General features: G+C 44.4%; 23 protein-coding genes and 1 pseudogene. 2 read left to right on the top strand and 22 right to left on the bottom strand.

Annotated features, from left to right (window positions below; genetic code table 11):
* Positions 1 to 59: 59 nt before the first annotated feature.
* The 6 genes and pseudogenes from AC0YN7_RS26180 to AC0YN7_RS26155 all read right to left on the bottom strand — a co-directional run bounded on the left by AC0YN7_RS26180 (position 60) and on the right by AC0YN7_RS26155 (position 4185).
* Positions 60 to 1019: a DMT family transporter gene (locus tag AC0YN7_RS26180; protein WP_475812959.1), complete on the bottom strand. Its 960-nt coding sequence runs from the start codon at positions 1017 to 1019 to the stop codon at positions 60 to 62.
* Positions 1020 to 1030: 11 nt separating this feature from the next.
* Positions 1031 to 1690 (bottom strand): GntR family transcriptional regulator, encoded by a 660-nt coding sequence (locus tag AC0YN7_RS26175; protein ID WP_475812958.1) that lies wholly within the window; start codon positions 1688 to 1690, stop codon positions 1031 to 1033.
* Between the two features lie 166 nt (positions 1691 to 1856).
* Entirely contained in the window at positions 1857 to 2339 is a 483-nt protein-coding gene (locus AC0YN7_RS26170) for a sensor histidine kinase (protein ID WP_475812984.1), read from the bottom strand.
* Positions 2340 to 2357: 18 nt separating this feature from the next.
* A pseudogene (locus tag AC0YN7_RS26165) lies at positions 2358 to 2525 on the bottom strand (sensor histidine kinase); the annotation flags it as partial.
* Positions 2526 to 2537: 12 nt separating this feature from the next.
* A complete protein-coding gene (locus AC0YN7_RS26160) occupies positions 2538 to 3314 on the bottom strand; it encodes a sensor histidine kinase (protein ID WP_475812957.1) in 777 nt (258 codons plus the stop codon).
* Positions 3315 to 3669: 355 nt separating this feature from the next.
* A complete protein-coding gene (locus tag AC0YN7_RS26155; RefSeq protein WP_475812956.1) occupies positions 3670 to 4185 on the bottom strand; it encodes a GNAT family N-acetyltransferase in 516 nt (171 codons plus the stop codon).
* 330 nt (positions 4186 to 4515) lie between these two features.
* Between AC0YN7_RS26155 and AC0YN7_RS26150 the strand changes: the two genes are divergently transcribed.
* Positions 4516 to 5763: an S-layer homology domain-containing protein gene (locus tag AC0YN7_RS26150; RefSeq protein WP_475812955.1), complete on the top strand. Its 1248-nt coding sequence runs from the start codon at positions 4516 to 4518 to the stop codon at positions 5761 to 5763.
* Positions 5764 to 6130: 367 nt separating this feature from the next.
* Here AC0YN7_RS26150 and AC0YN7_RS26145 read toward each other — a convergent pair whose 3' ends face one another.
* From AC0YN7_RS26145 to AC0YN7_RS26105, 9 genes are all read right to left on the bottom strand, one after another.
* Positions 6131 to 6544, bottom strand: coding sequence for a VOC family protein (locus tag AC0YN7_RS26145; RefSeq protein WP_475812954.1), 414 nt, complete (start codon positions 6542 to 6544; stop codon positions 6131 to 6133).
* Positions 6545 to 6737: 193 nt separating this feature from the next.
* A complete protein-coding gene (locus AC0YN7_RS26140) occupies positions 6738 to 7532 on the bottom strand; it encodes a Nif3-like dinuclear metal center hexameric protein (RefSeq protein ID WP_475812953.1) in 795 nt (264 codons plus the stop codon).
* Between the two features lie 458 nt (positions 7533 to 7990).
* Entirely contained in the window at positions 7991 to 8230 is a 240-nt protein-coding gene (locus AC0YN7_RS26135; RefSeq protein WP_475812952.1) for a hypothetical protein, read from the bottom strand.
* A 189-nt stretch (positions 8231 to 8419) separates the two neighbouring features.
* Positions 8420 to 8842 carry a GNAT family N-acetyltransferase gene (locus AC0YN7_RS26130; protein WP_475812951.1) on the bottom strand — a complete coding sequence of 141 codons (423 nt, stop codon included), beginning with the start codon at positions 8840 to 8842 and terminating at the stop codon, positions 8420 to 8422.
* Positions 8843 to 9040: 198 nt separating this feature from the next.
* Positions 9041 to 9424: a VOC family protein gene (locus AC0YN7_RS26125; RefSeq protein WP_475812950.1), complete on the bottom strand. Its 384-nt coding sequence runs from the start codon at positions 9422 to 9424 to the stop codon at positions 9041 to 9043.
* A 230-nt stretch (positions 9425 to 9654) separates the two neighbouring features.
* A complete protein-coding gene (locus AC0YN7_RS26120; RefSeq protein ID WP_475812949.1) occupies positions 9655 to 9966 on the bottom strand; it encodes a hypothetical protein in 312 nt (103 codons plus the stop codon).
* 237 nt (positions 9967 to 10203) lie between these two features.
* Positions 10204 to 10419, bottom strand: coding sequence for a M23 family metallopeptidase (locus AC0YN7_RS26115; RefSeq protein ID WP_475812983.1), 216 nt, complete (start codon positions 10417 to 10419; stop codon positions 10204 to 10206).
* 17 nt (positions 10420 to 10436) lie between these two features.
* Positions 10437 to 10748, bottom strand: a complete 312-nt coding sequence (locus tag AC0YN7_RS26110) for a hypothetical protein (RefSeq protein ID WP_475812948.1) — start codon at positions 10746 to 10748, stop codon at positions 10437 to 10439.
* Positions 10749 to 10912: 164 nt separating this feature from the next.
* Positions 10913 to 11572, bottom strand: coding sequence for an HAD family hydrolase (locus tag AC0YN7_RS26105; protein ID WP_475812947.1), 660 nt, complete (start codon positions 11570 to 11572; stop codon positions 10913 to 10915).
* A gap of 787 nt (positions 11573 to 12359) precedes the next feature.
* On the opposite strand from AC0YN7_RS26105, the gene AC0YN7_RS26100 reads away from it, so the two are divergent.
* Positions 12360 to 12857, top strand: a complete 498-nt coding sequence (locus tag AC0YN7_RS26100) for a DinB family protein (RefSeq protein WP_475812946.1) — start codon at positions 12360 to 12362, stop codon at positions 12855 to 12857.
* 273 nt (positions 12858 to 13130) lie between these two features.
* Here the strand turns inward: AC0YN7_RS26100 and AC0YN7_RS26095 are convergent, their stop codons facing one another.
* From AC0YN7_RS26095 to AC0YN7_RS26065, 7 genes are all read right to left on the bottom strand, one after another.
* Positions 13131 to 15623 (bottom strand): DUF4855 domain-containing protein, encoded by a 2493-nt coding sequence (locus AC0YN7_RS26095; RefSeq protein WP_475812945.1) that lies wholly within the window; start codon positions 15621 to 15623, stop codon positions 13131 to 13133.
* Between the two features lie 216 nt (positions 15624 to 15839).
* The gene (locus AC0YN7_RS26090) at positions 15840 to 15995 is read right to left on the bottom strand and encodes a hypothetical protein (RefSeq protein ID WP_475812944.1); all 156 of its coding nucleotides are present in this window, start codon (positions 15993 to 15995) and stop codon (positions 15840 to 15842) included.
* A 40-nt stretch (positions 15996 to 16035) separates the two neighbouring features.
* Positions 16036 to 16869, bottom strand: a complete 834-nt coding sequence (locus AC0YN7_RS26085; RefSeq protein ID WP_475812943.1) for a carbohydrate ABC transporter permease — start codon at positions 16867 to 16869, stop codon at positions 16036 to 16038.
* Positions 16869 to 17801, bottom strand: a complete 933-nt coding sequence (locus tag AC0YN7_RS26080) for a carbohydrate ABC transporter permease (protein WP_475812942.1) — start codon at positions 17799 to 17801, stop codon at positions 16869 to 16871. Before AC0YN7_RS26080 ends, AC0YN7_RS26085 begins: the two co-directional genes overlap by 1 nt.
* A 79-nt stretch (positions 17802 to 17880) precedes the next feature.
* The gene (locus tag AC0YN7_RS26075) at positions 17881 to 19248 is read right to left on the bottom strand and encodes an ABC transporter substrate-binding protein (protein WP_475812941.1); all 1368 of its coding nucleotides are present in this window, start codon (positions 19246 to 19248) and stop codon (positions 17881 to 17883) included.
* Between the two features lie 214 nt (positions 19249 to 19462).
* Positions 19463 to 20965 carry an extracellular solute-binding protein gene (locus AC0YN7_RS26070; protein WP_475812940.1) on the bottom strand — a complete coding sequence of 501 codons (1503 nt, stop codon included), beginning with the start codon at positions 20963 to 20965 and terminating at the stop codon, positions 19463 to 19465.
* Positions 20962 to 23220, bottom strand: a complete 2259-nt coding sequence (locus AC0YN7_RS26065; RefSeq protein ID WP_475812939.1) for a cache domain-containing protein — start codon at positions 23218 to 23220, stop codon at positions 20962 to 20964. Before AC0YN7_RS26065 ends, AC0YN7_RS26070 begins: the two co-directional genes overlap by 4 nt.
* Positions 23221 to 23718: the final 498 nt, after the last annotated feature.

Here is a 23718-nt window from a genome sequence, read left to right as displayed (position 1 = left end):
CGAGATGGAGGTATTAATCGATAATATTAAGCTAACATTCTCCATAGCATATAAAATTATTAAGATATCGGAGTCCCCTTTTGGACTTTAACTTGAGAAACATAGCTGTGCAATATCATTCCAATAATTACAATCATCATACCTATCCAGGATAAAATTGAAGGTAAAGGGCTCCCTAGCACCAATTCACCCGCAACGACAAATAATACTTCCGTAGATTGTGTGGCTTCAACCGCAGCTAATTGTTGCATTTTCCCTCTTGCCAAATCAGTCGCACTAAAGAAGAGGACAGTTGCGATGACTCCGGAGCAAACTGCAACAATAACGGTCTGACTTATTTGCCCACTGCTTGGTAAACCATCAGTAAATAAGCCATAGATTGAAAGGATGAACCATAAAGGTAAACTAGCCAATGTCATTCCTAGAACGCGCTGAAAGGCATCTAAGCGTCCTTCACATAATTCCATCATTTTACGATTTCCAAGTGGATAAGCAAATGAAGCTATTAAAACAGGTACAAAACCTAACCATAGATTTTTTGAAGAAAGTATGTTGGCATGTTCGAATTGCATCAAAACGATTCCAAGCAAAATAATGATTGACATTATTAAACCTTTAATAGGAATCCTTTTTCTGATCTTTATCAAAGCCTCATGAGTTTGAAGTGATTCATAAAAAAAAGGGGTAATGAGAGCGCCTGATATAATGGTTATTTGCCAGGTTCCAGCGGTAAGCCATCCGGGCCCATAGGCTGCCGCGAAACATAAAGGAGCGTAGAAAAGTCCAAATCCTACGAAACTCCACAGAAACCATGCGCCTGGATTTTTTTTCATCTCTTGAAAAAGTGAACCTAAATTCTTTCTGCATATAACCAGCAATAGAAGAATAGGAACCATAAAAATATACCTTAATGAAGCACTCCAGACCCAGCTCCCGCCAGACATTTCCATTTCTCTGTTAAGTACAAAAGTAAACGCAAAAAACAAAGCTGAACAAAATCCTAGGATTATTGGACGCATGAAATCTCACCTCAAAATGTCTGTTTTGTTAGTAATTCTCCGAGGCTTAACCAGTTTTCTTCGATAAGACGAGAAGTTTCTTGGCTATTACTATTTTGGCAGGCTACTATAATTAAATTGTGTTGCTCAACCGATTTAAATCCTTTTAAAGAACCAAATTGTGATATTTCAAGGCGATGAATTTTCGGTATAATTCGCTCTAGTGCAAGGACAATCTCCGGGTTCCCTGCAGCTTCTAAAAAAACGTTATGAAAGGAATCGTCTGCTTGAATAGCTTCGATTATATCGCCTGTCTCAAGAGAAATCTTCAATTGATCATTATTCCTTTTCAACAACACAATATCTTCTTCCTTTAATAATGGAACCGCCAGACGAGCAGCTAAAGAATGTAAGGCTGCTACGACGGTAAATGCATGTTTTGCTTCCTCAGGATTTAATGATGTGACACGGGTAGCTGAGCCAGGTACGGATTCAACAAGACCTTCGTCTTCAAGACGTTTAAGTGCTTCTCTTACAGGGGTACGACTTATTCCAAAATCGTCAGCTAACTCCTTATCATTTAATCGCTTTCCAGGCTCTAATTCTAAAATCATAATCGCTTTTTTTAAGGAATGGTAAACTTCATCTCTAAATGACAGACGACTAATTGGTTTTATAATGTTATTTTTCATAAAACCAATATATCACATATTGGTTTTATGAAAAAGTGTTATAATTTTACTGCCCCTTAGCATAACAAAAGCTGCCGCGTAAAAACGTCGACAGCATTCTGTGTTGTTATTAAGCTCTCGTGTACCGTTAGTTCAACGAATTAATCAGTTGGTGTCATGGTACTCGTTAGATTATTATTAATTGACTGTAGATTGGCAACCGTATGACAAATGTTGTACCTTTGCCTTTATTACTAATTATTTCAACTGTGGCCTTATGTTCGTCTAAAATCCACTTCGCAATAGATAACCCTAACCCAGTACCTTCTGTCTGACCTCGCGAGGAATCTGCTCTGTAAAATCGTTCAAATATATGAGGGGTCTCATTATCATCCATCCCAATACCGGTATCTCGAATAATTATTGATACGTAATCTTCGGTTAAAGACGCATTAACTTCAATATATCCTTCGAGTGTGAATTTAAAAGCATTTTCATGAAAGATGAAAAGTACTTGTTGCAGATAATCCGCGTCGCCTACTACCTGAACATTTTCAAGTATCTCTAAATTCCCGACTCTCAATTCCACAGATTTATTCATTAGGTGGGTCTTTCTTATTACAGTGTCAACGACAGGTTTAACTTCAATAAGTTTTTTTGTTATTTGCACTCCTACATCCGCCCTGGCAAGCGTAAGTAGATCATTAACTAACCTTGCCATTCTGCTCCCTTCATCAGCAATATCATTTAGAGATTCCATAGACATTTTAATCTCCACTGAGTCAGCTTCTTTTTCTGGTTCTTTAAGGTATTGGCTCCAGACCTTTTTTAAGAATTGTGCATTTCCATTAATCGTTGTAAGTGGTGTTCACAATTCATGAGAAGCATCGGCAACAAAACGACGTTGAGCGGTATACAGTTTATTTAATTCTTCATAGATCGTTTGTATACGCTCAAGCATTGCATTAATGGTATTACTCAGCAGACCGATTTCATCTGACCTGCCTTCATTAATTCGAGTTTTTAAATCATCACTGTTCTGTATTTGTTCAGTTGCTCTGATTAAAGAATAAACTGGTTTTAGAGCGTTTTTGGAAAAAATCCATCCTAACAAAGACGAAGTTAATATAACAAATAGAGATAATATAATGAGAACATTGCGTAATATTGAAAAAAACATATTTATAACACTTATATTGTAGGCCGATTGTAAAACTCCGACCATCCTGCCATCCAGTATTAATGGATCGTTATATATTAAAAATGGTACATTATCGACTTTCGCAAAATCGTAATAGCCATCTTTATTTACATTCATAGTTTCTAACTTAACAGGTAGCTCTACATTTCTTAAATTCTCTGTTTTGGTTTTTGTACCACTGAGGATGTTATAAATTTGTAAGTACATTCCAGTACGAACGGTGTCAAATCTGTCGAGCTCAATAGAGAAATCCCATCCACTTCGATTTACCTCAATCTTATACTGTATATTTTGCTTAACTTGGTTTGTTTGTGCCTTGAGTGAATTCTCGAAATCATTGAAAATATATGCACGCAAAAAGAAATATAAACAGAAACCAAACAACAATAAGCATGCGGATAAAACACCCATACATAACATTGTTATTCGTAAACGGATGGTCAAGGAGTATCCCTCCATTAATTAACTTGATTAACTCAATTATCCATATAAAACTTAAAACTAAATTAATCCGGAATGAAATTCCCATAAATTTGTAATTTGACAGCCCTTTCGATGATAACACCCTCCTATAAATATCAACTCTCTTTTCCACTAACCTCGTTACTTCAATAGAAAAGAGGAGCTGCGGTTAAGCAAGCTCCTCCACTATCGTCCTAAGGGAGTTTAATTGGTTGTTTAACAGTTGATAAAGGGAAATCCTCCGTCGTGTGTAAAATGTATGTGTCTGCTTCCGAAGTCGGCTCCAACTTAACCCAATAGTTAACTTTCTCACCCCCTATCCTATGAGCCAAAAGCATTATTGAAAGAATGATTTCGGATACCTCAACTCACCTTTAATTCTTTTCCTCTTTTCCTCTCGTAATTCCAAGACCATAAAGACGTTATCAGAAACGTTAAATTGCTTCAACTCAAATCCATATGCTCTCGCTGGTTTAAATCCGAATTTTGGATAATAAGTTGGATGTCCTATTAAGAATACAAAGACATAACCTAATGCTTCACATCTTTTTAAACCTTCTTGAATAAGGTTACCACCAATACCAGTATTCTGTTTAGAGGGCATAACTGCAATAGGAGCAAGGACTATGACCTCATGACGATTTTCACCTTCAATAATTTCTGCTTTACTAAATAAAGCATGACCGACTACTTGGCCGTTTTCTTCCGCTACAAGCGACAATTCGGAAGAAAATCCTTCAGATGACCTTATCCTTTCAACTAGTCTAGATTCATCCTCCCTATTTCCAAAGGCTAAATAATTCAATTTATATACTTCATCATAATCACTTAATCTTTCCGTCCTAATTTTCATTTTGTTATGCCCATCCTTTACCTCAATTTAGTTAAAGTAATAATACTACGATTTCATTCCTAAAATGACGGCAAAGGAATTATTCGTGAAGAACGATATCCGGATCCAGATCATGAGTTAACGTGGAATTCCAAATATTGTAGTCGTAAGGCTCACCGGTCTCCGGATGAATATTCGTACATCCGTCCGTAAGGTCCTGGGTCGTCCCTCTGCTACTATATGCCCCGCATATTAAATTTTTCCTTTATTTACAATATCAACTTCGATTATACTGAGATAGTATATAAAGATTCACCCAAAACTCCGTAACGAAGGGACTATCTCATTGTCATGACAAAGAAGTTCAATATCAAAGTATCCGCAGGGATATTCGCGCTACTCCTTACGCTTGGTGCTGGCAACGTTGTCACGCCCGCACTGGCAGAATCCTTTGCGGATGAAGCAAATACTTCATCTACAAGTTATCTGTCAGATGATTACGAATTTTTACTTGAAATATCTGCTCTTCCCGAACTAGACGGTCACTGGTCCAAAGAGCTTTTTGTTTGGGCAATGAGCTGTCAGATCGTACACGGTTACAGTAACGGATCTTATCAACCCGATAGGCCCGTCAGTGAAGCCGAGTTTTTAAAAATGTTGTTTAAGTTAATGGGAGCAGTTCTTCCGGGAAGCACTGGTTCCGATTGGGAAGAAGGACCTTATCAATTGGCTAAGCACAGCAACCTCCCTGCGAAAGGCATCGAACGGCCATCCGAGAAATTCAAGCCAGTTAATAGGCAGACGGCCGCGGATATTGTTGCGGGCATTACCGGCGTCAATTACTCCGGAGAAAATGCCATTCGTTACCTCGTCGGGAATCAGCTTATTCCTGTCGAACTTGATCCATCTCTAGAGACGTTTGACAGCGAGGCCAACCTGACACGCGCAGAGGCGCTGGCATGGTTAAGGGTGTTGTCACTCAAAGGCTACATGAACATCGGGGTTCGACCGCAAGAACCATCCGACCCGTCATTGTTGCATGAATTTCCAACGATGACGCCAATACAGAACACCGAATATTTCTCATATATACCAGTCGAAATTGAAGATTTATACCTTTATGAAAAGAAAAATAGCAGCCAAGCCTCCATAAAGTTGGGAATGAACAAAACGGAGGTTGATAGCCATTTTGATTTAACCGATGAGGAGCAGGATATATTTGATGCTTTCGAATATGGCAATTTCAAAGTCAATTTCGACAAGAACGGACTTGTGAATAGCTGGAAAGTCGAAGACCACGAGGTCGGAACCCCACATCCTCTCTTAACCAGTCGCGGCATTCAACCAGGGAAGAGCACGTTATTCGACATAATGGAGCAATATGGAACAGGAGGATATCAGGGGAACAACATTCTGAAATACGCATATGAAATGGATCAGGAAGGCGTCTTGCAGCCCGTAACTGATCGGCGCTTAACCCGCTATAACACTGATGGTTACCTTTTGAGTTTTATCATCGATCGCGAGACGAAAGTCGTTTGGTACACATCCGTTATGACCTACAAGTATGCCTATTATGATTTCTATGATTCGTTATAATATCAAACGGACCAAACCGTTCAATAGCGCAATTTCATAAACAAAAAAAAGGCATACAGAGTCCTCTTTTTAAACGAGGATTTGGTATGCCGGTTTTTTTGTCTAGACCAAGCCTACGTTTGTCTAAAAAAAATAAAGTATTAGACTATATGTGTTGATCCCACGCTGTTCTTCGAAATTATAATCGTCAGAGTCCGATAAATAAGTATTAGACTTACCCCAGAAATATTAACAGAGATGCCATGGATGAGAAATTAAAGTCCTAGACTACGTCTGTTTTATTGAAATATCGTTTTCCGTTAGCATTCAATTAAAAAAGGAGCTGCCTAACGGCAATCTCCTCACACTATGGTTTCGCAGTTAACAATTATTGTTGACAGAGTTGAAATTTATTCCCATCTGGGTCGAGAACTTCTAAATCTCTTCCACAACTATCTCTATCCCTAAGTACAATATCTCCAAATTCTACATTGTTGGCTTTCAACTTCTGAAATACAACTTGTATATCTTCAACAAAGATACAAAAAGCAGGCTGATGATACCCGTCTTTATTATGGAAGCTTAATGTACCTTCATCATTCCTTTGTATTAAGAAAAAATTATATCCCGAGCCTGTTCTGAGTGAGACCATATCCTTTTCTGGGACAAGTGGTTGTGAATATCCTGCCACTTCCATGTTGAAGTTTTTTATATACCATTGAGCAGATTCGAAAGGATTCGATACAGGGATATAAATACATGCCACTCCCTTTAATACCGGTTCATTCATCTGAACAGTCATCGCTATTTTCCTCTCCTTTTTGGATTATGCTATTGCAAATAATATACCATTTATTGGTGAATTAACTAGAAAGAGTCATTAAACATATCTGATCGTTAGCGTAGTGATAGTTACGACAATATTATTTAAGAATGTCGGTTCATCAGCTAATTAGGTCGATAACAAAATCTGAGAATATTGCCTCCGCCAATACTCAAATGTGCTTTACCGCGAGAGGGCTCGCAATAAAATCTACTTGAAGATCAGGGAATGCTTCACGCACCATTTCCACGACTGTTAGCATCCCTGCCTCCTCGCTGTCCTTATGTCCTGTAATAATCAGCGCCTTTGAAAGTCCCATATCCGTTGCATCTCTCACATATTCGTTCGTCTCCCATTCATTCGTCTCGCCAACGATTAAGAGATCGATATTTCTGCTCTCAAAGTATTTGATATGCGAACGGCCGCCTGACGCACCAGGCATCAGTCCGAATCGCCTAACTGGCATTTCCGGGTCTCCGCCCACCAGCATGCTATCGATATCGAGTTTATTTTTCAAATGATTGACTATGGTACGGACGGTATGCTGTTCTTCATTGGGGAACGCAAGTAGGCTCATCTTCTCAGGACTGGCATAAGCTTCCCACTCCAACTTCTTTAGCATGCCTACTAGAATACCGTCTGGCTTGTATTTGTGGACATAATCATGCAATCGGAAGATTGAAATCCCTGATTCCTCAATGAGCTTTCGTTTCCTCTCATATACCTGATCCCCTTCCAACCATTCAACTTCATCCATATGGTTGTAGTATGTCGGCTCGTGTGTGATGATCAGATCGATACCTGATTCAACCGCTTGCTTTATTACAGCATAAGTGGCCATAAACACAACGGCCACTTTTCGTACCTCAGCATTAAAGCGTCCGCTCTTCAGCGTATCGACGGTCGATTCCAGATGGCCAACCGGTTCGATGAGGCGATTAAGTACCATTTGCACAGTAATGATCATGTATGAGACCTCCTTATTAATGGATTATATTGTTTATGTACCTGCGAATTCATAAGCTTGAGTGGGATTTGTGAATCTTTTCGAGGGAGCTCAATGAGGATACCGATGTTTCCTTCGGTGACTGGTTAAGCATAAAAGTTAGTTATCCACGCACATTCCTGCTCTACTTTCAATCTCACAATATGTTCCTGTATAACTGAAGGTAATACATCGTCCCTACCGGGTGAAAAAGAATGAGCCCTTTTTAGCGAGCAATTAATATTTAATTTTTATCAACAATCACCGCCCGCACAATGTGTCGAAATTCAACATCCAAATATAAATCACCACTTCCATATAAATTTCGATATCGGAGTAGTGGGAACCTTCCAATTATGATGTACTTTTCAAAAAATTGTTTCCTTCAACGGACATTAAAGAGGAGCTGTCCTTGCGGCAGCTCCGCACTATCGTATCCTTTAGTTCAATGAAGCAGCTTTATTAAATCCGAGTTTTCTTAATATAAAAGGAACACAAATTAGAGCTATACCTACAAGAACAAATATAGAACCGTGGGTCATAAGTGAGGGAGTAGTAGCAGGTATAAGCATTCCTAGCTCATATATTGCTTCCCCGCGACCCTGGGTTAACAAAACTACAATTCCTTCATAAACAACATACAGCCCAAAAAGTGGAACGACCCATACTAATTTTTTCATTGAAATAACGCCTCCTTATGTTGATAATTATATGGACGCCATTTTCTGGAAAAAGTTTCTTAATCCCCTAATTCGTTTATTTTTCGAATGTTATCCGCTAGTCTGCCCGTTAGCGTAGCGAAGGGCTGCTATGTGGCAATCCTTCAGGTATGGAACTATCGTTCCCCGTTAGTTCGATCTAGAAGCCAGTCAATAGGATTTTTCAAAATGATGACATGTTATTCTCATTTTTCTGTTTAAGTAAAACCGATGTGCGTCATATCGATGAACCCCAGAGTCCAAATGCATTGCGACACATTTATTCCTTTTTATTTCTTCATCCAGCCAATCAAACAATTGTTTCGCATATCCTATTGAACGACTTGCTTCATCGGTTATTAAATCATCTACATACAAATACTTTCCCCAAGCTAATGAATCGCATATTCGGTAACCAGCGGACGCTTTTGCTTCTCCATCTTCAATTAGGATTATTAACCTATAACCATATTCCAGTTGAAGTTGTCTAATTCTGACCAAATAGGTTTCTTCTGCGAGGTGGTGGCGTAACTGATTCATCAGTTTATAACTTGCAAGTATTACTTCATCTGTCTCAGCAAGTATTATAGGCATGTAGATTCCTCATCTCTGCTATATTTTCATCTTCACTTTAACCCATAATTTAGTTTGTTCAAAGATCCAATTATAAGGAACTTTACTATACCAATTATAACTAACCTGTCCGTTAGCTTAACAAAGTAAGGGAGCAGCTGCCGTAGCAAACTGCTCCTTGTTTGTTCAACTCTAGTTACCTGTTAGCTGAATGAAAAATTACTTGGGCCAGCCACCCCAAATATCGAGTTTATTTCCAGCTGGGTCATAGGAATAAAAATTAAGACCACAGCCCTCATTATCTTCAATCTCCGATACCTTAGCTCCGTTGTTCTTCATCTGACTGTAGAGCCCGTGAAAATCATTGACTTCCAAGGTAAGTACACATTGCTCCGTTCCACCTATTTCAATGTAGTTTAGATTTGTCCGCTCAGGAGTCTTAATCAAAAAAATGGCTTGTCCCGAAGGGATACGAAGCTGAGCCTGATTTTCATGAACGGGTCTCATTAACTCCAAACCTAAATTATGCACATACCATTGGGCCGATTCTTCTGTATCGGTTGTAGGAATGTAAATGCAGTTAATTTCTTTTACAATACTCATTACATCGTCTCCTCCTTGAATTTGGGATCTCACCTGATTGTATCAGTCATTGTTATTTTCTGGTATACGAAATGAATAGAGTTTCAACTAATCTGCCCGTTAGCGTAGCGAAAGGCTGCTATGTGGCAGCCCTTCAGATAAGGAACTATCGTGTCCCGTTAGTTGAACAACAATTTCTAATTTAGATTACGTTTAAGCTTTCTCGTCACCCCATCGCCCTAGGACCTTGCTTAATCTTTTAATGTTTCAATTATCCCTTTGGCTATCACTCTATTTGTCGTTAATTCAAATTTCATTCCAGGTTTGATTAAGTGATTCGGTGCCTCTTCTTTCTCATGGAAAAGTAAATACAAGTCTGCACTTGTATCTCTTTGAGTATTTGGAGATTTGTGAAATTCAATCACTGCACTCCATAAGCCATTTGTTAACTCCCTATCTTCTTCAAATATGATGGGTGTTGTGAAGTTTCTAACTGGAATATTACTTTGACCGCCTTCATCGGCAGACAGGAAATATATTTTTACCGTTCCTACTGTCTTCATGATTTTATCAACTCTTTCAGAGTATTTCAGATAGCTCTTTATTTATAAACTACGCAAATTCATTTAGTTAAATCTGTTTTATTTTAATACAACATGGGTTTGAATATATCAAAAACGGAATATTTTTGTTCCGCAAATCTGCCCGTTAGTTCAATAAAGAAAGGATCAACTGCCGCAGTTGTTTGTTCAACTATAGTTATCCGTTAGCGTAATGATATTTATAAAAATCTTTAATGCCTATAAAAAATACATTTCTTCTCCAAAGTTCTTTAGCTGACTTCCCATAGACTTTAAATCAAATCGTATTTGAAGAGGAATATTTCCCTTCCATGCTCCAACATGAATTTGGGGATGTCTAGAATAGCCGTTGTTACCTACTTTTGCGACTATATCACCTGCCTTAACGGCATCGCCTTCCTTTACGCTCAAATCCATTACATGAGCAAAACAAATTCTTACATCGTCATGTCCTAAAATCTAATGCTGCTTGCTCTATAGTGCTGTATATTTCCTGGTGTATTAGTAACTGGGTTAATATGAATAGATTCTACAATTCCATCATAAGGAGCAAGAACGTCAGCACCCCATCCGTACCAATTCTCATTGTTACGTCCATCATTCCTATACTTTCTCATCCATCCATCAACAAACTTTTCAATTACACAATCACAACCTAATGCATCTCCAATATGAGGTAATTGACCGTCTGGATGTTCAGACACAGTAAATGCATGATTGTAAACTGGATGAATAGTAACCACTTCGATTGAGGTCATATTCATATGTCCACCTCCTCCTTATTGCTTGCTTCTAGCATAAAGTTTTCTACAAACGCTTGATAATATCCTTTATTTGGTACTAAGCAAATCTGCCAGTTAGCTCAACAAAGATAGAGAGCAACTGCCGCAGCATACTACCCCTTGTTAGTTCAACTATCGTTACCCGTTTAGCGTAGCACGTATTGAATTATTTCCTCTAAATCATTTATAATTGCGTCGGCATCAACTTCAGGAGAAAATTGTGTATTTCTTTTCCATACTGCTTTAATGCCTACATCGCGACTCGCTCTTATATCGTTTTCCGGGTGGTCACCTACAAACAGAGCTTCTTCTGCTTTCACTCCCAGTTTTGACAGAGCTCGAATGAAAATTTCTGGGTTTGGCTTTCGCAGTCCTTCCCATTCTGATATCAGAACCTCGTCGAATAAATGACTAATACCCAGTGCTTTGAAATTATCATATTGGAACTGTCCATACCCGTTAGAGACTAGTGCTATCCTTACTCCGTTGTTCTTTAAATGAGTAAGCATAGTCATCAAATTAGGGAAACCTATGCAATGCCTTTGAAAACTAATCAAATAATCACTTAGAAGTTCTGTCCACTCCATATCTTGAATTGAAAACTCATCAATAAGCTGCTGGTAAACCTTATCTTTCCAAACATATCCATGATTATCAAGCTTGATAAACCGCTGCACAAAAATGTCTTTCTCAACTAATTGAAGTTGTGAATACCGGTCGTACTGGTCGCGAACAAAAAAGATAAGCGAGGCATCACGGTCCAATAACGTACCATCTAAATCAAAAAGTACCGCTTTAATATCCACATTCTCAACCCTTTCAGCACTAGTTGCTTTAACACTTTTAAGCTTTTATGCATTAAAGAATAACACAGTAAATGTTTTCCTGTAAACTCTAATTTATTTTGAATATTATTTGCTATACTCCAACAGCGGAGTGATTACCACGCTCTACTGACCGTTAGCTCAACGAGGCTGCCGTTTCATGCCGGCAGCCTCGTTATGATGATTGTTAAGCTATAGTCAAACGTTAGTTTAACAAAAGACTAACGTCCGCCGACTTACAGATTCTATATAATTATAGAACTATCAATCCCTAATAGTTTGGTAACATCACACCAAAATCCAGATCTCAATTCTAGTTCCTGTCACCATTTGCTTCAGCGTTTTCACCGCATTCTGCACTACCTGGTTCCTAAGCTTTTCATATTCTTCTTTTTCATGAGTTATCTTTAACATGTCCAATATGTCTTTATATTTTCTAATTTCGTTCCTACATACTTCAGTTTCACGAGACTCATATTGCCGGCGTTCATGGTGACGACGAACATATAATAATTTCCGTTGATTGTGCTAAGATGGTCTTGTCATTTTTGTATAACTTGGATCATTCGGATAACTTCTCAAGCAAAAAGGGATTCTCAAATAGACCCGACCCTAACCGGAACTTGAACGGTTTCTTCATGACAAGCGTCAGGTCGACGATTCGAATAACCTTCTCTGAATATTGCGCAATATCATAGTCGGTTAACCAGAGGCTTTCCACTCGACTGGAATTTATAGTATGCTAAACCATAAGGGAGGAGAGGAATTTATGTTCAAACAACTGATCATCGGCGACGCAACGCATGAACTGGCCACTACGCGCCGCATTCTGGAACGCTTGCCCGAGGAGCATATGTCGTGGAAGCCGCACGAGAAATCAATGACGCTCGGCGGGCTGGCCACGCACCTGATCAACCTGCTGAATTGGCAAATCGCGATATTTCAGTACCCGGAGTTCGATCTTTCGACCGTGCCGCTGCGGCGGGAGCCAATGGAAAAACGCGCTGATATTCTGGAGGAGTTCGACGCGAACGTCGGCAAGTTTGAAAAGTTGCTCGCCGAATGCGACGAGAAAACGCTCGGCGAGGAATGGACGCTGCGCCACGGCGACCATATCATCCTCCGCGAGCCGCGGGCGATCGCGCTCCGCACCTTCGGATTAAGCCACATGGTCCACCACCGGGCGCAGCTCGGGGTATATTTGCGACTTCTCGATATTCCGGTGCCGGGTATATACGGTCCCTCGGCCGACGAGGAAGCCCAATGAACTAAGTTTCTCTATCCGATACGCACCAAACAGTCGCAGGGCACCAGCATCACCGCCGGTACTCTGCGACTGTTTTTATTGTCGTCGAATATCTTCGTAGTCCGCAAACACAGCAGCGAATGGCAAGTAAATGTTCCGATAATAAAAAAAGCCCAAAATTTCACGGGCTTCATTCGGACAATGTTCTTAAGCACCTACAGTTTTCAAGGAGACAAATGGAGGGGCAACCCGAACACCCCTTCGGCTGTTTGCTTTGGTATTAAATGCTTAAGATTATTCCTTTTCGCCGGTTCCGTCCTTCACTTGGATCATCCGCGTGAAATGAAAGGTTTGGCCGTTGTAATGTAACGTGACGCTTACGGTCGCGACTCCTTTATGGACTGCGAGCACGGTTTTATGATCGCCGACTACGGCTTTTCCTTCCATCACGTTCACTAACTGGACGGCATCTCCACTTACGGTCCACTCGTACGTGGCGTCCTTCCATGGGATCCGATATCCGTTTTCAAAAGTGCTGTTCAATTGCAGTGTCGATTGTTTCCCTTGCTCCAGCTTCAACTTCTCGTCGTTCCATTGATGCGTTATCGAACCGGATACATCGATGGAAACGGATCCTGCCGCTATATTGCCGACCTTCGCGATCAGAAGAGCCTTACCTGGCGATTTTGCAGTTACGGTTACGCCGTCCTCGGCTACGGACAATACGTTCTCATCCGTGCTTTCGAATCTCGCCTCCGGCACAATGACTAGCTGTCCTTGACCATCCTTCTGCGACGCGTTGGTCACTACCGGCTTCCATGTCGCCCCCCTCTGTATGGTCGGCAGCTTGGAAGGAAGCTGAATGATGTAATCCGGCACCGGCTCCAGCTCCGCGTACTTGAGAAGTTTGACGTTATCAAAATACAGCGTCGTGCCCGTCGGGAAGTCATTCATTTGCATGGACAGACGGATGATGTCCTTCACGTTCGCGCCGGCGTCCTTGAGCTCCTGGATCGGAATGTTCAGCGTGTTCCATTTTTGCGGCTCCAGCTTGTAGGCTTTCTGCACGGACGTTGCCCAACTGTAGGCGTCGTACATGAATTCGAGGCGAATCGACTGCTGTACGCCAGTCGGATTGTAAATCTCCATGCTTAGCGCGTCATAGGCGCTCCAGTCTGTATTGAGATAATTCACGTAAGCGCGGTCCGAGCCCTGAAGCTTGTTGGAGCCGGAATCAATATACGCCCGAACGGGGCCCCAACCGGCCGGATAGTCTACCTTCAGGACTTGGCTTACGGTGCTTCCGCCCGGAACGTTCGTGGTAAAGCTGCGCGTGACGACGCCATTGCCTCCGACGTTGAAGTCTCCATTAAAGTCCGCCAGTACAGATTCATCCTGCACCGGGCCACCCGGCAGTTGCTGAAGCACGATATCCTGACGAATCGTTTGCCCTGGTACTATATTCACACTCATCGTCCGGGAAATGTACCCTACCTTACTAATCGTAAACGGCTGCCGGATCGCCGTTTGACCGGTTGCCGTGAACTTGCCGTCCGGCTGGGTTACGGCTTGATACCCGTCTCCGCCAGTGATGGTTGCCCCGGCAAGGGGATTACCGTTTGCATCCCGCACGTACGACTCCAGGTTTCCAGTCGGCGCCGTATAGATTCCTTTCGCAAATCGGTAAAGATCCGTGTACAGCGCCCGGACTTCCGGGCTCGAGTGGTGGTACAAATCGTAAACGCCGTAGACATCCTGGTAATAGGCGAGCAAGGAATCGTTCATGTATTCGTATTTCACGCCGCCGATCAAATAATTGAGCAGCCTCTGGCGATACTCGTGATCCGTGATCGCGCGCTGGTCGAATTCGAGTTCGACCCCCTGCCCGGCTTGCTTGGACTTTAGCGCCGTCTCTTCGATCCGCTGAATTGTGGTATCATACTGAAAATAGTGGTTCGGCTGCACGAGCGTAAAATCGAAGCCGAAACGGTTTCCATTCATTTTCTCCCCGGCGCCGGACCACGGAATCCAGCCCAGTCGCATGCCTTGTGCGTTCAGGTATTCCGAGGCGTACCGCACGTTCTCCGCCTCTCCGGTAACCGTCGTGTCCAAATCCTCCTGGAGCCAGTAAAAGCCGGCCAATGTCAGGTGGCGGTAATTTCGCTCCTGGAAGCGAGTGGTCATCGTGTCGACGTACCATTTGACGAGCTCGTTACGCACGGACAGGCTTTCAAGGTTTTCCGATACTCCGTCTCTGTTGAAATCTCCGAAATCTTTGCTTTGGGGATCCGGAAAGGGCATCGTCAGGAATACGTTCACCTTCTTTTCCTTGTCGCCCAAGTTTTGGCCGACTTCCGCGACCGCTTGGTCAAGCGCGTCCAGCTGGAGTTTTTTCTCGAACGGCCGGTCCATAGCCCATTGCCAGTCTTCGAGGCGGCCTGGCACCGAATTAGGCACCCAACTGTACCAGCGATGCAGACTGCCGCCATTAGGTGACGTTGTGGTTAGCATGATGAATGAATCGTAGAAAGTGTCCAGTACCTTTCCTTTTTCATCCAGATATCCGACGTAGGGCAGCAATTTTTCTTTCGTGTAATCGCCGACATGCTCTCCTTGATAGTTGTCCGGATTGTAATAGCCCGTATAGAGCAGAACGATATTGGAAGAGTGGTTCGACTTTGGATCATCTTTGGGAATGTAGGAAGCGAAAACAGCAGGTATGGCTAAACAGGAGGTCATGACAACGATTAACGGCAAGGTCAACAAGCGTTTGAACGGATTTTTCACATCTTTCATCTCCTTGTCGATTGATAATGCGATTATCGGACCAGCGTTACAGCGTCCAAATAAAGCGTGTTCGGAAGCGTGAACTGCGCCGCCGGCTTTTACTTGAGCTGCATTCGTCGAATATCCTTGATGTTAAAATCCGACGTGGTCAGCATATCGGCGATCGGTATCTCTTAAGTCGTCCAGCTATTCGGAGCCAGGCTGAATCTCTTATAATCAGTCGAATGTCGATAACTTCTCTTTCATCAGCCCCATATAAAGTCCGGATACGATTTTCGCCATTTCGACCATGTGATGCGATCCGAACAGGGGCTCGTTTTCATAGGCTTGGCAAGAAACGACCAACCCTTTGTCCTGAATCAACTTTCTCATTCCATCCTGCTCCTTAGTGATCCGTCTTGTACCCCGATCCTCATTTCATTCCCGTTATCGTGATACCTTCGATGAACTTGTTCTGCACGAAGAAGTACAGCACAACGATCGGGATCGTGAACAAGGTGGCAGCCGCCATTAAAGGACCCCAAGCCACGCTGTTTTCACGGATGAACTGCTTGAGTCCGATGGACAGCGTCCATTTTTCCTGATCGTTCAAATAGATCAACGGTCCCTGGAAATCTCCCCAGGCAAAAAGGAACGTAAACAGACCTATGGTGAGTACTGCCGGTTTGGCCAATGGCAATATGATTTGCGAGTAGATTCGGAATTCCGACGCGCCGTCTATTTTGGCGGATTCGGTAAGTTCGTACGGGATGCCGTTGAAGAATTGGCGCACCATGAACACGTTGTAAGCCATGCCCGTTCCGAACCAGGTCGTCAGGACGATCGGCCAGTATGAATTCAGCATGTTCGCTTTGTTGAACATGACATAAAGCGGAATCATGGTTACCTGCGCGGGAAGCATTAGAGTACTGAGCATGAGCATGAACAAAACGTTGCGGCCTTTGAAATCAATTCTGGCGAATCCGTACGCCACGAGCGGCGAAAACACGACGACGCCGATAACGCTTAACAAGGCAATCCATACCGTGTTCAGCGTGTATTTTAAGAAAGGAATCATGCTTACGGCACTAGTGTAATTCTCCCACTGCAGGCGATGAGGAAGCCATTGGATGGGAATCATGAAAATTTCATCGTCGGTTTTGAAGGAGGTCAGGAACAGCCAAGCGAAAGGCGTAAGAAACAGCAGGCCGACCATGATCAAAACGAAATGGGAGAATACTTTTCCTCCGGCGGTTTGCGTGTGCATTATTTCTCACCTCCGTAGAAGACCCATCTGGATGAGGTTTTGAAGACGACGATCGTAAGAATGAATACGACGACGAACAAAAGCCAAGCCATGGAAGACGCATACCCCATCTTCAGGTACGAGAAGGCGTTCTGGTACAGATAGATGGCGTAGAACAATATGGAATTTTCCGGCCCACCGAGTGACTGGTTATTGGAATCGGCAAACACGTAACCTTGGGAGAAATATTGGAACGAACCGATCAAGCCCATGATGATGAGAAAAAGGGTCATGGGAGAAATCGCGGGCAGCGTAATATGCCAAAACTTCTTCCATACGCTGGCGCCGTCGATCGAAGCGGCCTCGTAATACATTTTGGGAACATCCTGAAGCGCGGCCAAATACATGATCGTCGTCGTCCCCGTCCCCCAGAAGCCCATTAGGATTAAAGCGGGTTTAATCCAATGTGGATCCAGCAGCCAGTTCGGTTCCGGAAGGCTGATCGCGCCAAGGAGCTGGTTGATGAGTCCGTACTGCGCGTTCAAAAGCCACATCCAGAGCAGTGATCCGGCGACGGCGGGAACCAATGTCGGCAGAAAGTAAACTGTCCGGTAGAGGGAAAGCCCCTTTACGTTTTTATTGAGCAGCAAGGCAATCGCCAATGCATACGCGATCTGCGGAAACAGGCCGAAGATCGTGATGAAGATCGTGTTGTACAAGGACAAATACACCTTGGGGTCCTTGAACATTTCGAAATAGTTTCCAAGCCCGATCCAGGTCGGAGACTTGAACAGGTTATACTCCGTCAAGCTGTAATAAAACGACATCAAGATTTGATAGAACTGGAAAACAAGAAACCCTAAGATCCATGGACTGATGAACAACAAGCCCACCAAAAGACGTTTCCGCTCTCTTCTCCTGATTCCGCTGTCCTTCTTTATGCGGTTCGCCATGGTACTCCTCCCGATGGAAATCATGCAGGAATAGAGTAATGGGAACCGATCCTCTATTCCTGCAATCCACGTCTCTTATTTACTTTTTGTCCGCGACCGGCTGCATCTTCTTGATGACGTTATCCATCGCGGCTTGGGCCGTGATTTGGCCCTTCAAAGCTTTTTCCGTTTCTTCGTTCAGCGCCTGTAGATATTCGTTGATGTAGATGCTGTTCGGGAAACCCTTCAGATTCGGGCTCTTCGCGCTCTCATAGTACTCCCACAACGCTTGAGTATCCGGATTTTGCGTCAGCTTCGGATTGTCGAGTGCTTTGATCGCGATCGGAATGGAGCCTTGGAGGGTGTTGTACTCGATTTGCACGTCTTCACTCGTCAAATACTGGATGAGCTTCCAAGCCGCGTCCGGATGTTTGGCTTTGGCCGGAATGAACATGGCGACAGGGCTGACCATACCGGAGTTTTTCAGCTCGGGATGGTCCTTCGGATACGGGAACGGCGCAACGCCCAGCTCCTTGTCTTCTCCGCGGTTTTTTACGTACCAATTCTCCCAACCAATCATCATGGCCAGCTTTCCGGTCAGAATGGGATCCTGCTCCGTTTCCATGCCGCCTAGACCCGATTTGAACTTGGCGATCGCCGATTCTCCGAATTCCTTATAATATTGCGCTTGGTATTCGATTGAGCTTACGTTAGCCGGTTGGTTCGCGGTCAACTTTCCGTTGCCATCATCCCATGTGCCGCCGAAAATGATCGGCCAGAATACGTTGTCGAGCCACGGATAATCGGGAATGAAGCCCATTTGGGAGATGTTTCCTTTGTCATCTTTCTTTGTCAGATTCTTCGCGAGGTCGAACAAATCTTCCAGCGTTTCTGGCGGAGTCGTGACGCCCGCTTCCTCGAACAGTTTCTTGTTGTACAGCAATTTGTTTGCCATGCTCATCGAGATCGGGAAACCGTAGATTTGCCCGTTCACTTTCATCCGGTCCAATGCGGCGGGAATGATCTGGTTCGTGTCATACCCGTCCTTCTTAATGAAGTCTTCCAGGCTCAGAACGGCTCCGGCCGCCGACCACGGCCCTACGTTGTTCCAATAGGTTACGACCAAATCCGGAGCGCTGCCTCCCGAAATGGCGGTCAACTGCTTCTGGGGATCCTGGTTGCTCAACGTTTTGACGAAAATTTCATTTTGGCTCTCATTGAATTTGGATACTACCTGGTCCAGATGGGCCGCACCTTCACCCGTAAACGGATTCCAGAACTGGATTTCCACCTTTTCCTTCGGCGCCTCGGACGCCGCCGCCGGCGTACTCTCGCTTGCGCTGGGGCTCGTTCCGGTCGATGGGCTCGGATCGACTTCTTTCGCTTTGGTGCATGCTGCTAATGCCATCACAATCATGGTGAGCACTATCAATAAAACCCAAGAACTTCTTTTTTTGCCGTTCTTCAATTGAGTCACCCTTCCTTCGAGTTTGAAATACTTTGTTTTTGGAGGAAATATACTCCCCTTTTGAATGTAATGGATATATCTTTCAGACGCCTAGTTCTGATTCGCCCAACCCGTTCTCACAAGGCGAAACAGCACAGTTCTCATTTGGCCGATCGGTTCTCAACCGCCGTATTCAACGCAAAAAAACCGCCATTTCTGGCAGTTTTTTCACCCTTTACCTCTTATTCATAAAGTCCTGAATCTGCCTCTGGAGCTCCATCTGGATCGTATCCAGCATGCGGCCCGCTTCGTTCTCTAACTGTGCCCAGGCTGTATCCGGATCCATCACTCCGTTAAACAGTGGGGGATAATACTTCTCCTCCAACCGGGTGTATAGTTTGATTTCATTGCGCACCGGTTCCGCGTCGAATTGGAATCCCGTCAGAATATCCGGCTTGAAGTTTTCCGCCTTGCGGATGAACGTTTCGTTCGGATCATCCGAGCTTTTCTCGATGCGCTCACCCGTCGGATTCCACAGCCATACGAAAGCCGGCTGGATATACCGGTTATTCTTTAAAGAGTATTTATCGGAGCTCAATGGGCTCCAGTTCCTTCCTTCGATACCGTAAACGAGCAGATCATAATTTTCCTTGCGGTTTGCCCAATCAAGGAACCGGATCGCTTCCTCTTTATGCTTGCTAGCAGCCGGCACGGCTATAAAATTCCACTGCGCGAAGTTCGTAATATTCTCGCCCGGAGTCGCCTCGAAGAAGGTCACGCTTTCCAATTCCCCTTCCGGCACGTTCTTTTTCAGCTTTTGCTGGACGTCATCCGAAACCACGAACGATCCGGTGGGGAATATGGCCGCCTTGCCACTTACTCCGGGGTCCTGAAAATCCTTGACGCCCAGCACGTTCGGATCCATCACGCCGTCGAGATATAACTTGCGCGTTTCCTGGATCCATTGACGGATGACCGAGTTCTTCTCCTTGAACAGGTTGTGGACCTCTCCGTTGTTGTTCTCGTAGTACAACATCAAACTGTTGCCCAAGGCGTGCGTCGGGCGGATTTGGGTTTGGAAATCGTCATAGTGCCGGAAGGTCGCCCAACTGTACATTTGCTGGCTGGTCGAACCCGCTGCGATCAGCGGAACTACTTCTTTTTCACGCTCCTTCACCTGGTACGCGAAATGGATCAAGTCCCCGTAATTGCGAATCGGCGGAATGTTCAACTTCTCCCGGATGTCTTTCCGCACGAAGTAGGAATGCCCCATGACATGGGAGACTCCCAGGGGAATGGCCATGATTTTGCCGCCGAAACGGTTGGCCTCCCACATTTCCTTCGGTCTGGTGGCCTGGATCGTTGTTCCGTACTTGTTCAGCAGCAAGTCCAGCGGCTCGTAATACCCGTCGGCGATCATTTCGCTCAAATGCATCCACGGCGCGTCGAAGACGAGATCCACGTCTTTGCCCGAAGCGAGCGCCACCTGCGATTTGCTGCCGAAATCCTGCCATGGAACGAACTCGAAATTGAGCTTGATCGGGAACGATTCGGCCTTCAGCCTTTTCTCGGCCTCCGCGATCACGAGGTCGAAGTCGGGCGAGCGTTCTCCCGGGAGGAGAATCTTAAGCGTTACGAAACGATCTCCGCTGCCCGGGACCGGACTCGAGGAACATCCCGCCGTGCCGGTTAAAACGAGAAAGACGGCCAACAACCACCATACGCTCCGTCCGGTCAACTTCCTTCCCCCCATCTTGAAGTATTTTGCTGCCGGTACTGATTCGGCGTCATGCCTGTCGCTTTCTTAAACGCGGTAAAAAAGTGGCTCCGAGTTAGAAAACCGGATCTCGCAGCGATATCTTCCACAGACATCGCCGTCTGAACCAACAGCTCCCTTACTTTTTCGATCCGGAAATTCAACAGATATTGAGAGAGCGATTGATTCTGCATGTCCTGGAAAAGCTGCCTCGCATACTTGACCGACAGGGAGATGTGCTTGGCGATATCTTCGGGCGACAGGTTCGGGTCCTGGAAATGGTAATGAATATAGTTGACCATTTCTTCCACAAGCTTGTCTCTCCGGTTCAGGTTATGACGGTTGGAGAGCTGGTCGATGACCGCGAACAGCTCCTGCTTCAGCCAGTTGTGCAGATCGTCCAGGGTCGTGAACCGGTCGATCTGTATTCCAATGCCTTCTACGTCCTGCAGGGAGGAGAGGCTGTTGAACTCCTTGACGAGCGAGAATAACAGGACCGTCAGCTGGATTTTGGATTCCGAATATTTCAGGGCCTTCATTTGCGTGAACAAGTCCTGCAGCAGCCCGGCCACCTGGTCCTTTTTGCCGGACTTGATGAGCGAGGGAAGCCTGTCCAGGCCCTTCAGTTCGGAGTAGGGCAGCTGCATTTCCAGGTAAACCTCGTAATCCTCTTCCGTGTAAGTTTTATCTTCGCCGCTGATGAATTTGAGCAGGCAGAGTTCCAGCGCGAAATCGTAGACGGAACGCAGGTCGTCATGGATCCGCTGCCTGCCCGTCATGGCGATCGTCACCTGGAGCCTCTGATGGGTTTTGATCTGCTGCTTCATGGATTTCAGCGTGGACTTGATCGACGGTATATCCTGATTCGTCCCGAGCAGGAATACGACGTGATCGCCCGCCATATCGACGGTTTCCAAGGCTCCGCCTTGTTCGGCGAACAATTCCGCGGCAATGTTCCCCATCGCGTATTTTAGCAGCTGTCTCGAAGCGAAGTCGTATTTCTCGGTAATGCTCGGGTAATCGTCCATCTTGCAAACTACGAGGAAAATTTCCGAATACCGCAGCAGTTCCGGTTCGCGAACAAGCGCGACCCTCAGCGTATTATCCATTCTCCCCTGGAGAAGCCATTGCCGGAGGAACTCGTCCTTCACCAGGTTGTGGTGGCTTCTCATCGATTGGCTGAGCCGGTCCATGCGTGTGGACAGAAGTTCGATTCCGCTTTTCAGGATATCGTAATCGTCTCCGCTGCCGAAGATCTCCTGGCTGTTATCCTCCCCCGCCTTCAGCTTGCGCTGCAGCTGCTCCGCCAGTTTTCGGAACGGCTGTACGGCCCTCTGGGAATTCCAGATCGCCGCCAGCAGCAGCGGAATGAGCAGAATCAAGGAATAGCCGATGATTTTGTACTGGAACGCCACGGTCAAACGCCGGAATACTTTCATTTCCGTCAAGGAGTACAGGGTCCAGTTCTGAGCCGTGATTTGCGCGGTGTTAACGTGCAGCCGGCCTCCGTCCATTTTGAGCAAGCCGGATTCCGATTTGTCCATCAACCTGCGCAATTCGGTCAACATCTCTGAAGATGTCGGTTGGCCCAGCATCACTTGGCCGGATTCGTCCAGAATGAAAATATTTGAGCCAAGGTTTTCGTTGTTCTCCAGCAGTTGCTCTTCCACGGCGCGATTATCCAGTAGCAGAACCAAATAGCTGCTTTCGTTCTTTTTCGTAGGCGTGGAAGGAAGGATGAGCGACATGTGGGATTGGCCTTCGATTTCATGACGGAAAAATTGCAGGAGCGAAGGAGGGTTTTTCTTCACTTTGTCCACGATTTCCGAGTCCGCGAAGCGGTCAAGGGGGATGACGCCCTCCTGCGAATCCATGACCCGGCGATCCAGCAGACTGATTAAATAAACCCTCTGAATAAAAGGTTCCGTCGACATATATTCTGTGATCGTGTTCAGCAGCTCCATATCGGTGATGGGCGACCGTTTTGCCGAAAACCATTCCTGAAGAACGGGGTCGTCGTACATGTGCAAACCGTAGGACTTCAATTTATCCAGAATGAATTCCGTCCGGCTCGCGGTCTGCGCCAATTTGTTCTTATGGAACAAATTCATTTGGTTATCGGCGTACTTGGAAAATTGGTTGGATAAGAATATGGAAAATAAAAGAATAGCTACGGTGAAAATGATGCCTATCCACAGATACAAGCGCACGTAATTTCTTGTTAGCAATGGCCGCATGTTTTTCCCTTCTCCATTCACCGTGCGGATTTGTATTCGTTTTCATTTATAACTATATTATTTTGTGTCGCGTTTATCTAGGCATGGGTCAATATATATCAAAATCGTACGGACCTGGATAATTGGTTATGTAACACCTAACCTACAAGTCATTTTAATCTTATCGTCAATAATATCAGGTCGTAAGAATGCTTTTACTTAATTATTAACAGTCTGTTGTAGAAAATAGTTTTTATAACTCTTTTCATGAAAAGTTCATGATGAACGGTGTTTATATCAATAGAGTTTTGGGTCATCCGGATCAAATGCAAGGGAATCTACAAGCACTCGCAGCGAGGATATTGAATTCTGATATTAACCAAACAGTAAATCCAATTAATTGGCACTTATTATTACTAGTTGATTCAGATTGGTATATACCAGTATTGAAATACATGGCGAACCAAACCTCTATGGCATGTTCACTATTATAATCCAGTTTTTTAGTTCTTGGATAAC

The organism is Paenibacillus sp. J31R122, from assembly GCF_056269185.1.
The sequence above is the reverse complement of the archived record's forward strand: the minus strand, read 5'-3'. Positions and strand labels throughout refer to the sequence as shown.